This is a genomic window from Telluria sp. RT2P19, assembly GCF_059685725.1.
In genome coordinates, this window is record NZ_JCASIL010000014.1 from 116,179 (window position 1) to 134,691 (window position 18,513).

General features: G+C 65.9%; 14 protein-coding genes. 6 read left to right on the top strand and 8 right to left on the bottom strand.

Annotated elements, in window-relative coordinates; all coding sequences use genetic code 11:
- Positions 1-24: 24 nt before the first annotated feature.
- Together AC56KW_RS17710 and folD are read right to left on the bottom strand one after the other, a co-directional pair.
- Entirely contained in the window at positions 25-2,100 is a 2,076-nt protein-coding gene (locus tag AC56KW_RS17710; protein ID WP_497171990.1) for a M3 family metallopeptidase, read from the bottom strand.
- Positions 2,101-2,160: 60 nt separating this feature from the next.
- On the bottom strand, positions 2,161-3,021 hold the full coding sequence (folD, locus tag AC56KW_RS17715; RefSeq protein WP_497171991.1) for a bifunctional methylenetetrahydrofolate dehydrogenase/methenyltetrahydrofolate cyclohydrolase FolD: 861 nt from the start codon (positions 3,019-3,021) through the stop codon (positions 2,161-2,163).
- A gap of 329 nt (positions 3,022-3,350) precedes the next feature.
- Here folD and aceE point away from each other — a divergent pair, with 329 nt between their 5' ends.
- From aceE to lpdA, 3 genes are all read left to right on the top strand, one after another.
- Positions 3,351-6,059: a pyruvate dehydrogenase (acetyl-transferring), homodimeric type gene (gene aceE, locus AC56KW_RS17720; protein ID WP_497171992.1), complete on the top strand. Its 2,709-nt coding sequence runs from the start codon at positions 3,351-3,353 to the stop codon at positions 6,057-6,059.
- Positions 6,060-6,212: 153 nt separating this feature from the next.
- The gene (aceF, locus tag AC56KW_RS17725) at positions 6,213-7,880 is read left to right on the top strand and encodes a dihydrolipoyllysine-residue acetyltransferase (RefSeq protein WP_497171993.1); all 1,668 of its coding nucleotides are present in this window, start codon (positions 6,213-6,215) and stop codon (positions 7,878-7,880) included.
- Between the two features lie 13 nt (positions 7,881-7,893).
- Positions 7,894-9,753 (top strand): dihydrolipoyl dehydrogenase, encoded by a 1,860-nt coding sequence (gene lpdA, locus AC56KW_RS17730; protein ID WP_497171994.1) that lies wholly within the window; start codon positions 7,894-7,896, stop codon positions 9,751-9,753.
- A gap of 199 nt (positions 9,754-9,952) precedes the next feature.
- Here lpdA and AC56KW_RS17735 read toward each other — a convergent pair whose 3' ends face one another.
- From AC56KW_RS17735 to AC56KW_RS17750, 4 genes are read right to left on the bottom strand one after another with little or no spacing between them, the layout of a single operon-like run.
- A complete protein-coding gene (locus AC56KW_RS17735) occupies positions 9,953-10,699 on the bottom strand; it encodes a LytR/AlgR family response regulator transcription factor (protein ID WP_497171995.1) in 747 nt (248 codons plus the stop codon).
- A gap of 20 nt (positions 10,700-10,719) precedes the next feature.
- Positions 10,720-11,877: a sensor histidine kinase gene (locus AC56KW_RS17740; RefSeq protein ID WP_497171996.1), complete on the bottom strand. Its 1,158-nt coding sequence runs from the start codon at positions 11,875-11,877 to the stop codon at positions 10,720-10,722.
- A 10-nt stretch (positions 11,878-11,887) separates the two neighbouring features.
- A complete protein-coding gene (locus AC56KW_RS17745) occupies positions 11,888-13,360 on the bottom strand; it encodes a carotenoid oxygenase family protein (RefSeq protein ID WP_497171997.1) in 1,473 nt (490 codons plus the stop codon).
- 8 nt (positions 13,361-13,368) lie between these two features.
- The gene (locus tag AC56KW_RS17750) at positions 13,369-13,785 is read right to left on the bottom strand and encodes a DUF2141 domain-containing protein (RefSeq protein ID WP_497171998.1); all 417 of its coding nucleotides are present in this window, start codon (positions 13,783-13,785) and stop codon (positions 13,369-13,371) included.
- A gap of 229 nt (positions 13,786-14,014) precedes the next feature.
- On the opposite strand from AC56KW_RS17750, the gene AC56KW_RS17755 reads away from it, so the two are divergent.
- On the top strand, positions 14,015-14,338 hold the full coding sequence (locus tag AC56KW_RS17755; protein WP_497171999.1) for a hypothetical protein: 324 nt from the start codon (positions 14,015-14,017) through the stop codon (positions 14,336-14,338).
- Positions 14,339-14,635: 297 nt separating this feature from the next.
- On the opposite strand, the gene AC56KW_RS17760 is transcribed toward AC56KW_RS17755, so the two are convergent.
- A complete protein-coding gene (locus AC56KW_RS17760; RefSeq protein WP_137171746.1) occupies positions 14,636-14,821 on the bottom strand; it encodes a hypothetical protein in 186 nt (61 codons plus the stop codon).
- A 119-nt stretch (positions 14,822-14,940) separates the two neighbouring features.
- Complete coding sequence (locus tag AC56KW_RS17765) at positions 14,941-15,690, bottom strand: TetR/AcrR family transcriptional regulator (protein WP_497172000.1); 750 nt, start codon at positions 15,688-15,690, stop codon at positions 14,941-14,943.
- 29 nt (positions 15,691-15,719) lie between these two features.
- On the opposite strand from AC56KW_RS17765, the gene AC56KW_RS17770 reads away from it, so the two are divergent.
- Both AC56KW_RS17770 and AC56KW_RS17775 read left to right on the top strand, forming a co-directional pair.
- A complete protein-coding gene (locus AC56KW_RS17770; protein ID WP_497172001.1) occupies positions 15,720-16,871 on the top strand; it encodes an HlyD family secretion protein in 1,152 nt (383 codons plus the stop codon).
- A 9-nt stretch (positions 16,872-16,880) separates the two neighbouring features.
- A complete protein-coding gene (locus tag AC56KW_RS17775; RefSeq protein WP_497172002.1) occupies positions 16,881-18,497 on the top strand; it encodes a DHA2 family efflux MFS transporter permease subunit in 1,617 nt (538 codons plus the stop codon).
- The last annotated feature ends 16 nt before the right edge of the window (positions 18,498-18,513 follow it).

An 18,513-nucleotide genomic window follows, 5' to 3' on the forward strand; every position in this document is an offset into this window, starting at 1 on the left:
GGCCGCGGCCCTCCCGATACATCGTCAGGCATTCATGCCGCTATGGCGCAGCAGGGCGTCGATCGACGGTTCGCGGCCGCGGAAGGCCTTGAACGATTCGAGCGCCGGACGCGAACCGCCCACGGCCAGGATCTCGCGCTGGAAACGGCGGCCGGTTTCGAACAGGTCGGCGCCACCTTCGACCGCTTCCTCGAATGCCGCATAAGCGTCGGCGGACAGCACCTCGGCCCATTTATAGCTGTAGTAGCCGGCCGCATAGCCGCCCGCGAAGATATGGCTGAACGAATGCTGGAAACGGTTGAACGACGGCGGCGTGATGACGGCGAAGTTGCGGCGGATGTCGTCGACCAGTTCCTGTACTTGCTGGCCATGCGGGTCGAAGTCGTAGTGCAGGTGCATGTCGATCAGCGAGAACTCGACCTGGCGCAGCGTCTGCATCCCCGACTGGAAGTTCTTCGCCGCCAGCATCTTGTCGTACAGCGCGCGCGGCAGCGGTTCGCCGGTCTTGTAGTGCGCCGTCATCTGCTGCAGCTTGTCCCACTCCCAGCAGAAGTTTTCCATGAACTGCGACGGCAACTCCACCGCATCCCATTCGACGCCCGAGATGCCGGCCACCGACAGTTCCTCGACTTCGGTCAGCATGTGGTGCAGGCCGTGGCCGAATTCATGGAACAGGGTGGTCACTTCGTCGTGCGTGAACAGCGAAGGCTGCAGCACGCCATCGACCATCGCCGGCGGCGTGAAATTGCAGACCAGGTAGGCGACCGGGGTCTGCACGGCGCCGTCGCTGAGCAGGCGGCGCCCGCGCGCATCGTTCATCCAGGCGCCTTGCGCCTTGCCGGCGCGCGCATACGGGTCGAGGTAGAACTGGCCGACCAGTTGGCCGTTGCGCTCGATGCGGTAGAAACGCACGTCCGGGTGCCACACGGGCGCTTCCTCGGGGATGACATCGGCCTCGAACAACTGGCGGATCACCCCGAACAGGCCTTCGATCACCTTATGTTCGGGGAAGTATTCCTTCACTTCCTGCGCCGAGAAGGCATAACGCTTCTCGCGCAGCTTTTCCGAGGCGTAGGTGACGTCCCAGGATTGCAGGTCGGTGATGCCCAGTTCCGTGTGCGCGAATTCGCGCAGCTCCTGGAGGTCTTTCTCGGCATAGGGGCGCGCGCGGCGCGCCAGGTCTTCGAGGAATTCGATGACGTGCTGCGGGCTCTGCGCCATCTTGGCCACCAGCGAGACGTCGGCGAAGCTGCCGTAGTCGAGCAGGCGCGCTTCTTCGTTGCGCAGCTTGAGCAGGTTGACGATGTTCGACGAGTTGTCCCACTTCTCGACCTCGGTGAACATGACGCCGGCGTCCGACGCCTTGGTGGCGCTGGCGCGGTAGATCTGTTCGCGCAGCGCGCGGTTGTCGGCGAATTGCAGCACCGGGAAGTAGGACGGGAAATGCAGCGTAAACAGCCAGCCGGTCTTGCCATCGCGCTCGGCGGCGGCCCTGGCGGCGGCCTTCACGTCGTCGGGCAGGCCGGCGAGTTCCGATTCGTCTTCGACCACCAGTTTATAGTCGTTGGTCGCGTCCAGCACGTTTTCAGAAAAGCGCGTCGACAGTTGCGACTGCTGCTCCTGGATTTCGGCGAAGCGCGGTTTTTTATCGTCAGGCAGTTCGGCGCCGCCGAGGCGGAAGTCGCGCAACGCGTTCTCGACGATGCGCTGGCGGACAGGATTGAGGCTGTCCCAGTGGGGGCCGTTGCGCAGCTGCTTGTACTTGGCGAACAGCGCTTCGTTCTGGCCGATGGCGGTGGAGAATTCCACGACTTTCGGCTGGTTCTCGTTATAGGTGGCGCGCAGTTCGGGCGTGTCCACCACGTGGTTCAGGTGGCCGACCACGCCCCACGCGCGGCCCAGGCGTTCGCTGGCGTCGTCGAGCGGGGCCAGCGTGTCCCAGGTCACGTCGTCGACCGGGGCTTCGAGTTGGGCCACCACGGCGTTCGCTTGCGCGATCAGTTGCTCGATGGCGGGCGTGACGTGCTCGGGCTTGATCGCGTCGAAGCGCGGCAGGCCCGAAAAGTCGAGGAGGGGATTGCTTGCATCTAGCGTCATCATAGTCCTTCCAGATTCGTTAATCGGTATTCGCCGAACGCCCGTTCCCCGACAGGGCAGGCATCAGCGCTGCTTCGCCAGTTCGCGCTCGGCCGACTCCACCGTGTTCTGCAACAGCATCGTAATCGTCATCGGACCCACGCCACCCGGCACCGGCGTGATGTGAGCGGCCACTTCGTTCACCCCCTCGAAGTCGACGTCGCCACACAGTTTGCCGGCGTCGTCGCGGTTCATGCCGACGTCGATCACGACCGCGCCCGGCTTGACCATGTCGGCGGTCAGGGTATTGCGGCGGCCGACGGCGGCCACGATCACGTCGGCCTGGCGGGTGTGGTAGCCCAGGTCCGCGGTTGCGCTATGGCATATGGTCACGGTGGCGTTGGCTTGCAAGAGCAACATGCCCATTGGTTTGCCGACGGTGTTGCTGCGGCCGATCACGACGGCGTGCTTGCCGCGCAGGTCGATGCCGGTGGTTTCGATCAGTTTCATGCAGCCATAGGGAGTGCAGGGACGGAAGCCTTCCAGGCCGGTCATCAGTTCGCCGGCCGACAGCACCGAGTAGCCGTCCACGTCCTTGGCGGTCGAGATGGCCTCGATCACCTTCGACGGGTCGATGTGCTTCGGCAGCGGCATCTGCACCAGGATGCCATGGATGGCCGGGTCGACGTTCAATGCCGCGATGCGATCGAGCAGGGCGGACTCTGGCAGGTCGGCGTCGTACTTCTCGAGCACCGAATGGAAGCCGACGTCACCGCAGGCCTTCACCTTGTTGCGCACGTAGACCTGGCTGGCCGGGTCTTCGCCGACCAGGATCACGGCCAGGCCGGGCTGCTTGCCGGCGGCGGTGAGTTTGGCGGCGCGCGCGGCGATGTCTTCGCGCAGTTGTTTGGAAAGGAGAACTCCGTCGATCAGTTGTGCAGGCATGGTGAAGGCTCGTCGCTGGGCAAAACACGAATTATACGGCGGGCCCGTCCAATCTCCTTCCTTCAGCATATAAATCCGCCGTTTTTCGCCGTCTGGCGGACGCTTCAGTATAGGATGATCGTTGATCGAAAGTTGATAGTTGCCCTATAAAAAATGTGCACTTGCAGCATGTCGTTTCATATTATGAAATAGCATACCGTAATTTGAAAATGCCAAAATCCACTGGTAGAATCCATTGGTTTATCTAAAAGATAGTCTGAAATTTCACCAAACGCCGCCAGCCTGCGCAGGGATCGGGACGGGGCGCACCACTCTAGGAGACGCATGACATGTCAGCTCAACTCGACCAGTTGACCGCGCAAGCCGCCAATGATCCGGACGCGATCGAGACCCGCGAATGGCTCGATGCGCTGGAAGCGGTGATCGAACATGAAGGGACCGAACGCGCCCATTACCTGATGGAGCGCCTGGTCGACCTGGCGCGCCGTCGCGGCGCCCATGTTCCGTTCTCGAGCAACACCGCCTACGTGAACACCATCCCGGCCCACCTGAACCAGAATTCGCCGGGCAACCTCGAATACGAAGAGCGCCTGCGCTCGTGGATGCGCTGGAACGCGATGGCGATGGTCGTCAAGGCCAATCGCGCCGACGGCGACCTGGGCGGCCACATCTCGTCCTTCGCCTCGCTGGCGAACATGCTGGGCACCGGCTTCAACCACTTCTGGCACGCCCCGACCGAAGACCATGGCGGCGACCTGCTGTACATCCAGGGCCACTCCTCGCCGGGCATCTACGCACGCGCCTTCCTCGAAGGCCGCCTTTCCGAAGACCAGCTGCTGAACTTCCGCCGCGAAGTCGACGGCAATGGCCTGTCGTCGTACCCGCACCCGAAACTGATGCCGGATTTCTGGCAGTTCCCGACCGTGTCGATGGGCCTGGGCCCGCTGATGGCGATCTACCAGGCGCGCTTCCTGAAGTACCTGCACGCGCGCGGCATCGCCAAGACCGACAACCGCAAGGTCTGGGTCTTCTGCGGCGACGGCGAGATGGACGAGCCGGAATCGATGGGCGCGATCGGCATGGCCGCGCGCGAGCGGCTCGACAACCTGGTCATGGTCGTCAACTGCAACCTGCAGCGCCTGGACGGTCCGGTGCGCGGCAACGGCAAGATCATCCAGGAACTTGAAGCCGATTTCCGCGGCGCCGGCTGGAATGTCGTCAAGGTCATCTGGGGCTCGCAGTGGGATCCGCTGCTGGCCCAGGACAAGGATGGCATCCTGCAGCGCGTCATGATGGAAACCGTCGACGGCGAATACCAGAACTACAAGGCCAAGGACGGCGCCTACGTGCGCAAGCACTTCTTCGGCAAGCATCCCAAGCTGCTCGAGATGGTCTCGAAGATGAGCGACGACGACATCTGGCGCCTGACCCGCGGCGGCCACGACCCGCACAAGATCTACGCTGCGTTCAAGAACGCGCAAGAAAACAAAGGCACCCCGACCGTGCTGCTGGTGAAGACCGTCAAGGGTTTCGGCATGGGCAAGTCGGGCGAGGCGCGCAACACCGCCCACCAGACCAAGAAGCTCGATGACCAGGCGATCCGCGACATGCGCGACCGCTTCAACATCGCCATCCCGGACGACAAGCTGGCCGACATCCCGTTCTTCAAGCCGGCCGACGACGCGCCCGAGATGGTGTACCTGCACGAGCGCCGCAAGGCACTGGGCGGCTACCTGCCGCAGCGTCGCGAGAAGGCTGACGAGCAGCTGGTGGTGCCGAAGCTGGAAACCTTCAAGGGCGTGCTGGATGCGACCCCGGAAGGCCGCGAGATCTCGACCACCCAGTCCTATGTGCGCGTGATCACCAGCCTGCTGAAGGACGAAAGCATCGGCCAGCGCATCGTGCCGATCCTGGTCGACGAATCGCGTACCTTCGGCATGGAAGGCCTGTTCCGCCAGATCGGCATCTTCAACCAGCAAGGCCAGTTGTACGAGCCGGTCGATCGCGACCAGGTGATGTACTACCGTGAAGACAAGGCAGGCCAGATCCTGCAGGAAGGCATCAATGAAGCGGGCGGCATGAGTTCGTGGATCGCCGCGGCGACCTCGTACTCGTCGAACAACCGCACGATGATCCCGTTCTACACCTTCTACTCGATGTTCGGCATGCAGCGCGTGGGCGACCTGGTCTGGCTGGCCGGCGACATCCGTGCGCGCGGCTTCCTGATGGGCGGCACCGCCGGCCGCACGACGCTGAACGGCGAAGGCCTGCAGCACGAGGATGGCCACAGCCACGTGATCGCCGCGACCGTGCCGAACTGCCTGCCGTATGACCCGACCTTCGGCCACGAAGTCGCCGTCATCATCCAGGACGGCCTGCGCCGGATGGTGGAAGAACAGGAAGACGTGTTCTACTACATCACCATCATGAACGAGAACTACTCCCATCCTGGCCTGAAGCCGGGCCAGGAAGAGGGCATCCTGAAGGGCATGTACCTGCTGCAGGAAGGTGCCGGCATCGACAGCGCCACGCCGGCGCCGCGCGTGCAGCTGATCGGCTGCGGCACCATCCTGCGCGAGTCGATCTTCGCCGCCGAACTGCTGAAGAACGACTGGGGCGTCGATGCCGACGTGTGGTCGGCGCCGTCGCTGACCCTGCTGGCGCGTGACGGCCAGGATGCCGAGCGCTGGAACATGGTCAACCCGGAACTGCCGCAGCGCGTGCCGTACGTGACTTCGCTGCTGCAGAACACCAGCGGTCCGATCGTCGCGACCACCGACTACATGCGCATGTTCGCCGAGCAGATCCGCGCCTTCATGCCGAAGGACCGCAGCTATAAAGTGCTGGGCACCGACGGCTTCGGCCGCTCGGATTCGCGCGTCAAGCTGCGCGAGTTCTTCGAGGTGAACCGCTACTACGTCACGGTCGCCGCGCTGCGCGCCCTGGCCGACGAAGGCAAGATCGACCGCGCCATCGTTTCGCAGGCGATCGCCAAGTACGGCATCGACCAGAACAAGCCGAATCCGGTGACCCAGTAATGCTCTGGTGACCCGTCGCCCCGGGCCGGCGGGGATCCAGGTTCTTGTGCGCTACCATTACAGAACATGTATCGGCTGCGCCGGCAACTCGGGTCCTCGCCTGCGCGGGGGGCGGCGGTTTCCAAGCCAACGAAAAATAACGGAGCTAACACTATGAGCGTTGTGGAAGTCAAAGTCCCCGATATCGGCGACTTCAAGGAAGTGGAAGTCATCGAGCTGATGGTCAAGCCGGGCGACACCATCAAGGTCGACCAGTCGCTGGTGACCGTCGAATCCGACAAGGCGAGCATGGAAATCCCATCGAGCCATGCCGGTGTCGTCAAGGAAATCAAGATCAAGGTCGGCGACAAGGTTGCCGAAGGTTCGCTGGTGCTGCTGCTCGAGGAAGCCGGCGGCGCCGCCGCTGCGCCCGCCGCTGCGCCTGCGGCCGCCCCGGCCGCCGCCGACAAGCCGGCCGAAAAACCGGCCGAGGCGCCAGCGGCTGCCGCGCCTGCAGCGTCGGGTGGCCCGGTCGACGTGACCGTGCCGGATATCGGCGACTTCAAGGAAGTCGAAGTCATCGAACTGATGGTCAAGGTCGGCGACACGATCAAGGTCGACCAGTCCCTGATCACGGTCGAATCGGACAAGGCCAGCATGGAGATCCCGTCGAGCCATGCCGGCGTGGTCAAGGAATTGAAAGTGAAGGTCGGCGACAAGGTCGCCAAGGGTTCGCTGGTGCTGGTCGTGGAAGCGGCTGCTGGCGCACCTGCCGCTGCTGCTGCGGCAACCGCTGCACCTGCACCTGCCGCAGCTGCTCCAGCACCTGCCGCCGCACCGGCGCAGGCATCGGCGCCGGCACCTGCCGCCGCTCCTGCGCCAGCCGCGGCGCCAGGCGTCACCGGCTCGAAAGCCCACGCCTCGCCATCGATCCGCAAGTTCGCACGCGAACTGGGCGTCGACCTGGGCCGCGTGCCCGGTTCGGGTCCGAAGGGCCGCATCACCCAGCAGGACGTGCAGAACTTCGTCAAGGGCGTGATGGCTGCGCCGGCCGCGGCGCCTGCAGCTGCGGGCGGCGCTGGCGCCGGCATCGGCGGCATCAACCTGCTGCCATGGCCGTCGCTCGATTTCTCGAAATTCGGTCCGACCGAAACCGTGCCGCTGTCGCGCATCAAGAAGATCTCGGGCCCGAACCTGCATCGCAACTGGGTCATGATCCCGCACGTGACGCACTTCGACGAAGCCGACGTGACCGACCTGGAACAGTTCCGCGTCGATTCGAACGCCGCGCTGGCCAAGCAGAAATCGACTGTCAAGCTGACCATGCTGGCCTTCGTGATCAAGGCGAGCGTCGCCGCACTGAAGAAGTTCCCGCAATTTAATGCGTCGCTGTCGGAAGACGGCGCGGCCCTGATCACCAAGCAGTACTACAACATCGGCTTCGCGGCCGACACCCCGAACGGCCTGGTGGTCCCGGTCGTGAAGGATGCCGACAAGAAGACCATCTCGCAGATCGCGACCGAAATGGGCGAATTGTCGGGCCTGGCGCGTGACGGCAAGCTGCCGCCGACCGCGATGCAGGGTGCGACCTTCACCATCTCGTCGCTGGGCGGCATCGGCGGCACCAACTTCACGCCGATCATCAATGCTCCCGAGCTGGCGATCCTGGGCCTGTCCAAGTCGGCGATGAAACCGGTGTGGGACGGTTCGGCTTTCCAGCCGCGCCTGATGCTGCCGATGTCGCTGTCGTACGACCACCGCGTGATCGATGGCGCCGGCGCCGCGCGCTTCGCCGCGTACCTGGGCGAAGTGCTGGCCGACCTGCGCAAGACCCTTCTGTGATTGGAGCGCACTGATGAGCACTGTTGAAGTGAAAGTCCCGAACATCGGCGACTTCAAGGACGTCGAAGTGATCGAGCTGATGGTCAAGGCCGGCGACACGATCAAGGTCGACCAGTCCCTGATCACCGTCGAATCGGACAAGGCCAGCATGGAAATCCCGTCGACCCACGCCGGCGTCGTCAAGGACATCGCGGTCAAGGTTGGCGACAAGATCAACGAAGGCACGCTGCTCTTGAACCTCGAGGAATCGGGCGCCGGCGCTGCCGCGCCGGCTGCCGAGAAGCCTGCCGACAAGCCAGCCGAGAAGCCAGCCGCCCAGATCGGCGCGCAGGCCGTGGCGCCGACCGCCGCCGCCGGCCCAACCGATTCGTACGCGCCGGCCCATCCGGCGCCGGCCGCGCAGAAGGACGCCGCGCCGGCGCCGAGCGCATCGAGCTACAGCGGCCAGGTCGATATCGAATGCGAGATGATGGTGCTGGGCGCCGGCCCCGGCGGCTATTCGGCCGCTTTCCGCGCCGCCGACCTGGGCATGAACACCGTGCTGGTCGAGAAGTACGCGGCCCTGGGCGGCGTGTGCCTGAACGTGGGTTGCATCCCATCGAAGGCGCTGCTGCATGTGGCGCATATCATGGATGAAACCGCGCACATGGCCGACCTGGGCGTGGCGTTCGAGAAGCCGCAAGTCGACATCGACAAGCTGCGCGCGCACAAGGACGGCGTGATCAAGAAGATGACCGGCGGCCTGGCCTTCATGGCCAAGGCGCGCAAGGTCAATGTGGTGCAGGGCGTGGGCCAGTTCCTGAGCCCGAACCACATCGAGGTCACCGGCCCCGACGGCGCCAGGAAGGTCGTCGCCTTCAAGAAGGCGATCATCGCCGCCGGTTCGTCGGTCGTCAAGTTGCCGTTCGTGCCGGAAGATCCACGCATCGTCGATTCGACCGGCGCGCTTGAGCTGCGCCAGGTGCCGAAGAAGATGCTGGTCATCGGCGGCGGCATCATCGGCCTGGAAATGGCGACCGTGTACTCGTCGCTGGGTGCGCGCATCGACGTGGTCGAGATGATGGATGGCCTGATGCAGGGCGCCGATCGCGAGGCGGTCAAGGTCTGGCAGAAGTTCAACGCCCACCGCTTCGACAACATCATGACCAAGACGAAGACCGTCGGCGTGGAAGCGCTGCCGGAAGGGATCAAGGTCACGTTCGAGGCGGCCGAAGCGGGCGCCGCTTCGCCGGAACCGCAGCTGTACGACCTGGTGCTGGTGGCCGTGGGCCGCAGCCCGAACGGCAAGAAGATCGCCGCCGACAAGGCCGGCGTGGCGGTGACCGATCGCGGTTTCATCGGCGTGGACAGCCAGATGCGCACCAATGTGCCGCACATCTTCGCCATCGGCGACCTGGTGGGCCAGCCGATGCTGGCGCACAAGGCGGTGCACGAAGCGCATGTCGCGGCCGAGGCGGCGCTGGACAAGAAGACCCACTTCGACGCCAAGGTGATCCCGTCGGTGGCGTACACCGATCCTGAAGTGGCATGGGTCGGCCTCACCGAGGAAGAAGCCAAGCAGAAAGGCATCAAGGTCGAGAAGGGCCACTTCCCGTGGAACGCCTCCGGTCGCGCGGTCGCCAACGGCCGCGACGAGGGCTTCACCAAGCTGCTGTTCGATGCCGAGACCCATCGCATTGTCGGCGGCACCATCGTCGGCACCAATGCCGGCGACATGATCGGCGAGATCGCGCTGGCGATCGAGATGGGCGCGGACGGCGTGGACATCGGCAAGACCATCCACCCGCACCCGACCCTGGGCGAGTCGATCGGCATGGCGGCGGAGGCCTACGAAGGCGTCTGCACCGACTTGCCACCGCCGCGCAAGCGTTGATCGGCAAGTATGGCTGGGCGCTGAGCGTCAGCCAATAGCTGTCGCACGTCGTCCCCGCGCAGGCGGGGACCCAAGTCTTGTGCAGACCACTGTCGAATGACCAAGTGGCCGGGCAAATCAACTTGGGTCCCTGCTTTCGCGGGGACGACGTTTTGGGGCTGCCGAGAGAACAGGCCGACGTGGTCGATCACGCGACCGGTCACATCTGCCTGAACACATCCATGAAGTTGCGGCTGACGACCAGCTGCTCCGCCCGCCCCTTGAGCTTCACATGCAGCCGCCCGCGGAAATCGGTGCGCGTGCCGGCCACGTGGCGCGCCGCCACGATCACCCCGCGGTGGATCTGCCAGAACTGCTGCGGATCGAGCTGCTCCTTCAACTGCCGCAGCGGCGTGCGGATCAGGCTCTCGCCATCCGGCAGGAACACGCTGGTGTACTTGTCGTTGCTCTGGAAGTAGATCACTTCTTCCACCGCGATCAGGCGCGTCTCCTGGCCCGCCGCCGCGCGGATCCATTGCAGCGGCGCCGGCGCGACTGGCGCCGCTGGAACGCCAGCCCCCAGCTGGCGCAGCAGCGCCTGCAGCGCATCGGCCGGCACCGCGGGCGCCGGGGAGGGCGCCTGCAGGGCCGCGCGTAATCGCTCCACCGTACGCGCCAGCCGTTCCTGGCGAACCGGCTTGAGCAGGTAATCGAACGCCTCGTGCTCGAAAGCCTGGGCCGCGTAGTGCTCGTGCGCGGTGGTGAACACGACGTGCGGCGCGTTGCCGCCGGCGCACAGCCGCGCCGCCAGGTCGATGCCGGTCAAGCCAGGCATCTGGATATCCAAAAACACCACCCGCGGCGCCAGCTCGTCGATCAGGCGCAGTGCTTCGATGCCGTTCGGTGCGCGGGCGATCTCGAGCCCGGGCCAGGCGTCGCGCAGCTGGGCCGCCAGGTAGTCGAGCAAATGGGGTTCGTCGTCGGCGATCAGGGCAAGGCAGCGGTCGATGATGTCACCTCGGTCTGTGAAAGGGGAAGCAGCAGGCGCGCGACCACGCCGCCGCCAGGGTTGTCGAGCAGTTCCAGGCGCGCGCCTGGCCCGTGCAGCTGGCGCACGCGCTCGCGCAGGTTGGACAGGCCGACGCCGCCGCCGGGCCGCGGCGGCGCGGCCACGAGCCCGCGCCCGCTGTCGCGCACTTCGATGCGCAGCATGCCGTCGTCGATATCGGCGCGCAGCACGATCCCGCCGCCGTCCACCTTCGGCTCCAGCCCATGCATCACGGCGTTTTCCAGGAGCGGCTGGATCAGCATCGGTGCAACGGGCAAGGCGCGGCAGGCGTTATCCGCCTCGATCTTCCAGCGCAGGCGTTGGCCCATGCGCACGCCCAGCACGTCGAGGTAGCTCGCCGCCAGGTCCAGCTCCGCGCCGAGCGTGGCGCTGCCGGCGCGGCTGGCGGCCAGGCTGGCGCGCAGGTAATCGATGAAACTTTCCAGCATGCGCCGTGCCTGGGCCGGCTGGGTATCGATCAGGCTGACCACGTTGGCCAGCGTGTTGTACAGGAAGTGCGGCTCGATCTGGGCCTGCAGCGCGCGCAGCCGGGCTTCGGCCAGCAGCCGTGCGGTGGTCGCCATCTGTTCCTGCCGGCGCGCCTCCAGGGTCTGGCGTTCGATGCGGCGCTCGCCGGCGACCAGCACCGCCAGGATGGCCACGCCGATCACCAGGCCGAAGGCCAGTTGTTCGCCGATCGCGCCGGTATCCAGGGTGGGCAAGGTGCCGCGCAGGATGGCGCCCGAGACGGCGATGCCGAAGGCGGCGCACAGCACGATCGCGGCCAGGTCTAGGAGGCGCGCATTGAGCCGGCTGGTGGACGGCGGCACCACTTGCTCCAGCACACGCAGCGCGCCATGGATCGGAAAGCCGACGCATTGCGACGCCAGCAGGCTGTAGCCGAACAGGGTGAGGAACGAGGCGCGCCAGTTGCCGAAGGTGCTCAAGGCCACCGAGATCCCCAGCGCGATCAGGGTATTCCACAGCGTGGTATACAGCAGGTCGCGCAGGGTCGAGCGCGGCCAGCGCCGGAAGACCGGGAACAGTTCCAGTGGATGGCCGCGCCTGCGCGCCAGGGGCGGGGTCGCGATCGTCATATCAGGTTACTCATGCTATTAAGAAATTACCATGAAAGCAGTGCGGCGCGCGATAGGCAAGTCGCGCGAGCGCCACCGGCCCGTCCTTGACGCCCGCGGCGTCGAACACCGTCATGACTGTCTGCCTGCGGCGCAGGTCCTGGGCCACGCCGACCAGGTAGCCATCGGTTTCCGAACGCGCGTTGCGGCGCGGGACCAGCACGTGTTCCTCGGCCTGCCAGCCGGCGCCGAAGGCGTAGCCATCGACCTTGCCGCTATCGGTATCGACCAGGTTCACGCTGTCGAGCCTGAGGTCGGGCGACGCGCCGCTGCTGCCCAGCAGGGCCAGGCGGCGGTGGCGCGCCATCGCCACCTGCGGCATCACGCGCGGGAATTCGCTGGTGCCGAACAGGCGATTCGCGCGCGCCTGGCCGCTGGCATAGTCGAGCGTGACCTGCACCGTGCTGCTGCGCGGCGGCGTGTGCCGGCCGGCCATCACCGTGCCCACTGCGGCCAGTGCATCGCCCTCGTGCAGCACCATGTCGAAGCGGGTACAGTCGCCGTCTTCCCAGGCGTTTCCGAAGTGGTACACCATCTGCGGCGGCAGTTCGAACACCTGGCGCAAGGCCAGCGTGTCCTTCGCCACCACGATCACCCGCGCCGGACGCGCGTCATTCCAGGCGTGGCGCTCGGCCAAGCTCAGGGAAAAATCCTGCTTCAGGTCGTAGGGCGGCACGACGAAGACCAGGTGTTTGCCGCTGACCACGAAGTCATGCACCATCGCCAGCCGCGGCACCGGCAGCAGGGCGGTGCGCAGCACCTGGCCCCGGGCGCCGATCTGGTACAGCGCCAGCCGGTTGGCGCCGGGCAGCGTGCCGAAGTTCCACATGCCGCCCTGCGGATCGAGCTTGGGATGCGCCGAGAACGGCATCGCGCGCAACTCGTCGCTCCAGGTTTTTACGCCACGCGTCGCCAGCGTGGCCGGGTCCAGTTCGGTGGCCGAACCGCCTTCCCACAGCGCATACAAGCGCCCGTCATGGGGCAGCAGATTCGTGTTGGCGGCGTTCATGGTGTCGTTGTCGCGCACGCCCCGGCGCGTGACGAGGGTGCCGAAGGCGGGATACAGGAACTGGCCGGCCGCGCTTTCGTCGCGGTAGCGCAGGGTCTCGACGAAGCGGCCCCGGTGGCGCACCTGGCCGTCGGCGACGGTCCAGGCCTGGGCGAAGCCGTCGCCGTCGAACCAGTGGTGATAGCGTTCGCCGCCAAGCTCGAAGCGGCCCGGACCATTGCGGTAGAAGGTGCCGCGCAGGTCGCGCGGCAGGCGGCCCTTGATCACGGCGTCGCCTTCCTGGCTGCCCGCCTGGTTGGCGTACACCGCCAGCGACGGGTCGCGCGCCATGGCGGCGTGGAAGCTGCGGTAGGTGGCCTCGTCGGCGCGCGCGGCGGGCGCGAGGGCGAGGGCGCCGAGGGCGGCGCCGGTTTTCAGGAAAGTGCGGCGCTCCATGGTGGGCCTCAGCGCAGCGTGACCTGGATGGCGCTGCCGCCAGCCGCCAGCGCGAAGCGGGCGGCCTCGAAGGATGGCGGCCCCATATTGCCCGGCGCATCGTTGCTGAAACCGGTCGCCTCGACCGGAATGCCCATCATGTTCTGGTCGAGCTTGCCGTTGTCGTTGGCGTCATGGTAGACGGCGATGGCGTAGTCGCCGGCCGCCAGGTCGCGCAGGGCGAGCGCGGTGGCGCCCTCGACGGCCGGCGCGCTGGCGGTCTGCAGCGGGCGCTTGAGGAAGCGGTCGGCGGCGTCGAACAGCGCGACGCGCACGGCGCCCCGGGCCGTGCGCACGCCGTCGACCTTGATCGACAGCTCGGCGGCGTGGCCCATGCCGGCGCTGGACAGGAGGGCAAGCAGGAGGGTGAGGGAAAGGCGCTTCATGAGGGTCTCCGGTCAGTGTATCGTGGAGCCATTCTGGAAGCGCGCAATCTGTCCGGCCGGGGTTTGCGACGAAGCGGCGCCTGGCGGCGCGACCTGCAGCGAGACGGCGCGAGTTGCAATGGACGGCAATGCGCGCGTACGCCGCTTGCCAGCGCCTGCCAATAGCCTATGATGAGACAATGCGGCGGCAAGCCGACTTGCGCGCCCGCGTTCAGCTCAGGAGGGCAAGATGGACGAACACAGCAACGAGTACATCGGGACCGTCTACGTGTTGCCGGAAACCCGCTGTTTCGAACTCCACACCACGGTCCACGGGGCGCCGGCGACCATTTGTGGCTCGGTCTCGCAACTACTGGCCTCGCAGTTGAGCCAGTACGTGCCGGGCGCCATCGGCACCGTCGACCCACAGCAGGTGGCGGTGCGGCCGCGCCGGGTCGAGGTGCTGACCCGCGAACTGCATGAACGCCACCGGGCGCCGCGCAAGGTGCACCTGCTCACGCGCGTGTACGACGTGGAAGAGCAGGCCAGGCCGGTGCCGGTGCCGGCCATCTAGTAAGCGGCCTCGGCATCGCTGGTCGACGGCGCGCCCGGCGCCGGCACCGGCCCCGGGCCAGGTGGCAAGCGCGGCGATCCAGGCGCGCAACCTCACCGCGTCGTTATGCAAGTGCAGGGAAGTCAGCCAAATATTCCTTCGGCGACCACGTCTTGCATCATTGCCACCTGATGAGTCCACTCGACAGTGGCCGCGACCGGCGCGGAAGGAAGAGTGCGCATAACCAGGGCGGACAGCGCCAATAAAAATGCCGCCAGGCTTGCGCTAGGCGGCATTGGTTTGGATGCGCAGTCTGTTTCAGCCGAAACTGACGAAACGCTCCGGGATATCGATCGTGCCGGCCTTGGCGGCTGCGGCATAGGTTCGCATTTCAGCGATGACTGCTTCCATCTGGTCATTGCCAGGGTTTTCGATGAAGTTTTTCATGCGTTCTTGCAGGGACGCCTGCTGGTCACGCCATTCATATCTGGACGACTTGCTCATGCTTTCTCCTCGCGGTCACACCGCTCTTATTGATATTCACGACATCCTATGTGAAGGCTTACAGCGTGCCACAAAAACGCCTGTTGTGTCCGTGCGATGCCGCACTTAATCCTGGCGATTTAACATTCTTTCAGTACGCTACGATAAAACAGTTCCAGCCGCGCTGCCAGTTCGCGCCGCGCTTCCTCACGCGTCGGCTCGGCGTCCGGAAACAGGAAGCGGCCGATCGGGTCGCCGCAGATGCAGCCGATCAAGTGCGTTGGCAACAAGTCCAGCGGCACGTCGTCGCGCAGCTGGCTGCGGATATCCGGCCGCGAAAAAAAACGGTGCAGGGTATCGCGCGTCAGGCGCGGGCCCCCGTCGTAGAAAGCTTCCGCCAGCTCTGGACTACTGCTGGCCTCGGCAATCACCACGCGCTGCATCGCCATCGCATCGGGCTCGACCAGCATATCGTAGAAGTCGCGCGCGAAGTCGTCGACGATCGCGCGCAGCGGGCGCAGGTCGGCGTCCATGCTGCATCCGGCAAACAGGCGCTCGCGCCGTGAGGCGAGCACGGCCCTGAGCAGGCCGGCCTTGCCGCCGAATTTCACATAAATGGTACGCACCGCCACACGCGCTTCGCGGGCGATCGTTTCCAGGCTCACCCTGGTATAGCCGTGATGCAGGATGAGGCGGCCGGCGGCCTCGATCAATTCCTGGGTACGGGCTTCGACCTCGGAAGCCTTCGGGCGCCCGGCTGACTTGGCGCCGGCTGGGGTGTCGCTGTGTTCTCTACTCATGCCGACGACTCTAGTGGAATTTAAAATGAAACGCAACCGTTTCATTTCTTGACTTCCGCGAATTGCTGGCAAATAATGCGATGAACCCATTTCATTTCATTTCATTTCGGAGCAGCACCATGGCAGAGATGCACAACACGGCAGGGCAGGTGCCCGCGGCGCAAGCACAGGCGGGCGGCGCCCCGGCCAGTGCGCCTGGCAAGAGCGCACCCAACAAGCGCGTGCTGGCCGTGGTCGGCCTGATCGCGCTGGTAGCGCTCGGCGCCGGCGGGCAGATGTGGTACCGCAGCCATCACTACGTCGAGACCGAGAACGCCTACGTCACCGGGCGCGTGCACCAGGTGTCGTCGCGCGTGGCCGGCGTGGTCACCAAAGTGCTGGTCGACGACAACCAGCTGGTCAAGGCGGGCGACACGATCGCCGAGCTGGACCCGGCCGACCACGCCGTGCGCATCGAGCAGATCGAGGCCCAGATCGCCAGCGTCCAGCAACAGGTCGGCCAGGCCGACGCCCAGATCCAGCAGGTGCGTGCGCAAGCCTCGGCCGCCGGCGCCCAGGTCAAGCAATCCGAAGCCCAGCTGCTGCGCGCGCGCCAGGACGCGGAGCGTTTCGGCCAGCTGTACAACGAGACCATGAAGGCGGTCTCCAAGGCCGAGGTGGACGCCTCGAGCGCGGCGCGCGCCGCCGCCGTGGCCGACCTGGCCGCGCGCCGCGACAACGCCGCCGCCGCGCAAGCCCAGATCGGCGCCGCCGAAGCAGGCCGCGACGTGCTCAAGGCGCAGGTCAAGGTGCTGCAGGCGCAGTTGAAGGACGCGCGGCAGCAGCTGGCCTATAACCGCATCGTGGCGCCCGTGGCCGGCCGCGTCGGCCGCCGCAGCGTCGAAGTCGGCGCCCGCGTGCAGCCGGGCCAGGCCCTGCTGGCCGTGGTCGAAGACAATGTATGGGTGGTGGCCAACTTCAAGGAAACCCAGCTCGCCGGCCTGGCGCCGGGGCAGCTGGTGAGCCTCGAAGTCGACGCGCTGCCCGACCACCACCTGGTGGGCCGCGTGGACAGCTTCGCGCCGGCCTCGGGCAACCAGTTCGCGCTGCTGCCGGCCGATAACGCGACCGGTAACTTCACCAAGATCGTGCAGCGCGTGCCGGTCAAGATCACGCTCGACCCGCAAGACGTCAGGAAGTATGCCGGGCGCCTGGTGCCGGGCATGTCGGTGGTGGCCGAGGTCAAGCTGGGCCAGGACGTCAAGCCGACCCAGACCGCGGCCATCCACTAAGCCGGCGTCATGACTACCCTGAGCAAACCTGACGCTGCCGGTCCGGCCCCGGGGACGGTGCCGGGCGCGCCGGCCAATGGCGCCACGGTCGACCTGCGCACCTGGATCGCCGTCGCCGCCGGCATGCTGGGCGCCTTCATGGCGGTGCTCGACATCCAGATCACGAATTCCTCGCTGCGCGACATCCTGGGCACCCTGTCGGCCACCCAGGAAGAAGGCTCGTGGATCTCGACCGCCTACCTGTGCGCCGAGATCGTCGTCATTCCGCTGACGGCGCTGTTCACCCGCGCCTTCGGCGTGCGCAACTACATGATCGGCACCACCGCGCTGTTCCTGGTGTTCTCGACCCTGTGCGGCGCGGCCTGGAGCCTGGACAGCATGATCGTGTTCCGCATGCTGCAGGGCTTCACCGGCGGCGCGCTGATCCCGATGGCGCTGACCCTGGTGATGACGCTGCTGCCGCCATCGAAACGCGCCGCCGGCATGGCCATCTTCGGCCTGACCGCGACCCTGGCGCCGGCCATGGGCCCGACCCTGGGCGGCTACCTGTCGGAGCTGTATGGCTGGCCCTCGATTTTCTACATCAACTGGGTGCCGGGCGTGCTGCTGATCGCGGGCATGGCCTGGGGCCTCAAGCCCGAGAAAGCCAATCTCAAGACGCTGGTGAAAGCCGACTGGCTCGGCATCGCGCTGATGGCGATGGGCCTGGCCTGCCTGACGATCTTCCTGGAGGAAGGCAATTCGAAGGACTGGTTCGATTCGAGCTTCATCGTGACCTTTGCCGCGCTCTCGCTCACGGGCCTGCTGGGCTGGGTGGCGCTGAGCTTCTCGAAGCCCGAGCCGTTCGTCAACCTGCGCCTCTACGGCCAGCGCAACTTCCTGGTGGCGACCACGCTGTCGGCGGTGATCGGCATGGGGCTGTACGGTTCCTCATACCTGCTGCCGCTGTACCTGGGGCAGATCGCCGGCTATACGCCGATGCAGATCGGCGAAGTGATCGCCTGGGTCGGCCTGCCGCAATTGCTGGTGATGCCGTTCGCGGCCAAGCTGTCGTCGAAAGTCGACAACCGCATCCTGTGCAGCTTCGGCCTGGCCATGTTCGGCATCTCGTGCATCATGAACTCGTTCATGGACGCCACCACCGGCTACGACCAGCTGATGTGGACCCAGGTCGTGCGCGCCATCGGCCAGCCTTTCGTGATGCTGACCCTGTCGAACTTCGCGATGTCGGGCCTGCCGCCGCAAGAGATGGGTTCGGCCTCGAGCCTGTTCAACATGACCCGCAACCTGGGCGGTTCGATCGGCATCGCGCTCCTGGCGACGTCGCTGACCAACCGCGAACACTTCCACTCGGCGCGTCTGGGCGAAGCCGTGTCGGCTTATGCGCCGGCGACCCAGGAACGCCTGGACACGCTGACGCAGGGCTTCATCGCCGGCGGCGTTGATCCGGCCCAGGCGGCCAGCCAGGCGCTGGCCGTGGTCGACCGCCTGGTACGGCGCGAAGCCTATGTAATGGCCTACAACGATGGCTTCTGGATCATCGGCATGATCCTGCTCGGCTGCATCGCGGCGATCTGGATGGCCGACAAGGTCAAGTCGCCGGGTGGCGCCTCCGGCGCCCATTGAGCCGCCACTGATACTG

Excerpts from the sequence above, each read along its gene's own strand:
- AC56KW_RS17710 (WP_497171990.1), bottom strand. The coding sequence starts at position 2,100 with ATGATGACGCTAGATGCAAGCAATCCCCTCCTCGACTTTTCGGGCCTG.
- folD (WP_497171991.1), bottom strand. The coding sequence starts at position 3,021 with ATGCCTGCACAACTGATCGACGGAGTTCTCCTTTCCAAACAACTGCGC.
- aceE (WP_497171992.1), top strand. The coding sequence starts at position 3,351 with ATGTCAGCTCAACTCGACCAGTTGACCGCGCAAGCCGCCAATGATCCG.
- aceF (WP_497171993.1), top strand. The coding sequence starts at position 6,213 with ATGAGCGTTGTGGAAGTCAAAGTCCCCGATATCGGCGACTTCAAGGAA.
- lpdA (WP_497171994.1), top strand. The coding sequence starts at position 7,894 with ATGAGCACTGTTGAAGTGAAAGTCCCGAACATCGGCGACTTCAAGGAC.
- AC56KW_RS17740 (WP_497171996.1), bottom strand. The coding sequence starts at position 11,877 with ATGACGATCGCGACCCCGCCCCTGGCGCGCAGGCGCGGCCATCCACTG.
- AC56KW_RS17745 (WP_497171997.1), bottom strand. The coding sequence starts at position 13,360 with ATGGAGCGCCGCACTTTCCTGAAAACCGGCGCCGCCCTCGGCGCCCTC.
- AC56KW_RS17750 (WP_497171998.1), bottom strand. The coding sequence starts at position 13,785 with ATGAAGCGCCTTTCCCTCACCCTCCTGCTTGCCCTCCTGTCCAGCGCC.
- AC56KW_RS17755 (WP_497171999.1), top strand. The coding sequence starts at position 14,015 with ATGGACGAACACAGCAACGAGTACATCGGGACCGTCTACGTGTTGCCG.
- AC56KW_RS17760 (WP_137171746.1), bottom strand. The coding sequence starts at position 14,821 with ATGAGCAAGTCGTCCAGATATGAATGGCGTGACCAGCAGGCGTCCCTG.
- AC56KW_RS17765 (WP_497172000.1), bottom strand. The coding sequence starts at position 15,690 with ATGGGTTCATCGCATTATTTGCCAGCAATTCGCGGAAGTCAAGAAATG.
- AC56KW_RS17770 (WP_497172001.1), top strand. The coding sequence starts at position 15,720 with ATGGCAGAGATGCACAACACGGCAGGGCAGGTGCCCGCGGCGCAAGCA.
- AC56KW_RS17775 (WP_497172002.1), top strand. The coding sequence starts at position 16,881 with ATGACTACCCTGAGCAAACCTGACGCTGCCGGTCCGGCCCCGGGGACG.